The organism is Lamprobacter sp. (assembly GCF_034860625.1).
Classification (GTDB): domain Bacteria; phylum Pseudomonadota; class Gammaproteobacteria; order Chromatiales; family Chromatiaceae; genus Lamprobacter.
The window spans coordinates 1-1,414 of the sequence record NZ_JAYESN010000509.1; the positions used below are offsets into that span (position 1 = coordinate 1).

General features: G+C 64.4%; 1 protein-coding gene. It reads right to left on the reverse strand.

Annotated features, from left to right (window positions below; all coding sequences use genetic code 11):
• On the reverse strand, nt 1–651 hold a 651-nt coding region (locus tag VBE63_RS29305), incomplete at its 3' end, for a SapC family protein (RefSeq protein ID WP_323686497.1).
• Between the last annotated feature and the right edge of the window lie 763 nt (nt 652–1,414).

Genomic DNA, 1,414 nt, shown 5'->3' on the forward strand with positions numbered 1-1,414 from the left:
CTGGCAGTAGATCAGCGGTAGGGCACCGGCCTGGCGCAGGGTGTCGAAGGCTTCGCTCGGCAGCGCGTTGAGGGCAGCCTCGTCGATGCGGTGCAGCCCTTGGACGGGGCGCTCGCCGTCAGCGGTCTTCACCGTCAGCGGCCAGGGCTGGATCAGGCCGTGTTCGGCGAGCAGGGCGCAGAGACGCTCGGTGCGTTGGCGGTCGGCGGCGACCTGCTCGAGAAAGCGCAGTACCTTCTGCACCGGCTCGGCGGGCTGGCCGTCGGCGTCGAAGAAGGGCTCGCCTTCATTGGAGTCCGGATCAACGTTCAGCGGACCGCTGTCCTCATCGATACAGAGCACCTGTTGGCCATCGGTGGTCTTGGCGAGCGAGAACGGGTAGCTGCGGTAGGCGGCGGGGATGTAGCCGCCGAGCCAGCGGCTGTCAGCGGTGACGAAGAGGTTCTGGTCGGGTTGGAGGCTTTGGATCGCGACGAGCTGGTCGTGGCTGTCCTGTTTGATGAAGCCGATCGGCAGGCTCATCACCGCTTTTGACAGTTCTTGCACCACCAGCGGGGCCAGTGTGTCGGCAGCGGCAAAGCGGTAGTCGGTATAGCGCGTCCAGCGGTGGTCGCGATGGCGCGTGAGGGTGATGGGTTGCAGGTTGGCCATGGTGGTGTGCCTCTGGTCTGCCGAGCGTTGCGGGTCGAGTAGCGTTCGCGCGCTGATCGCTGCGCTCGACAGGTGTCCATGTGACACAGTGCACAGGGGCGTTGCACCTCGGTTCTCATGACAACAACGACACTGCTGCTGCACCCGGAGGCTGGACGGTGGCAGGGGTGTCGGCGAGGTCGGCGACAGCGCTCCAGTCGGTCCGGAAGGGTGTCGGGTTCGTGGGTTTGATGCGCACGCGCAAGCGGCTGGTTTGAGGCTTGATTGTAACGCGGTGCGGCGTTCGTTGGCTTGCGCCGATTTCCCTACAGCCCGCAGACCAGCCAATTGTACCGCTCCTCCGGTGAGGTCGCGAACCAACGTCATTGCTCGGCCATGAAAAACCCCGCCCCGAATGAACGGGAGCGGGGTTGAATGGGTTGTGGGCGTCCTTGCCCTTCAGGTCAGGGCTGCCGGGCTTGGCAGGGGCCGCGCCCGGTGGGTGGCTCGACAATTAAACCAAACCTGACCCCATAAATCCCATCCGCCTTGGCCATCACGCAGTGATGTCTCCTATCCCGCCTGGGCTTGGCCCAGGTGGATCGATCCTCTCCCACCCCTGGCGCATGACGTTGGTCCTGCGCTTTTTCCTTATCTGGACCTTTGATGATGACCCTGAAGACGCCCAACCCAATCTTGACGACGGTGACCGCTACCGAGAGCTGCGTGCCTAGCGTCACGGTACCGATCGACGCACCCCGTCCTGAGCACGACGTGCCGAGCA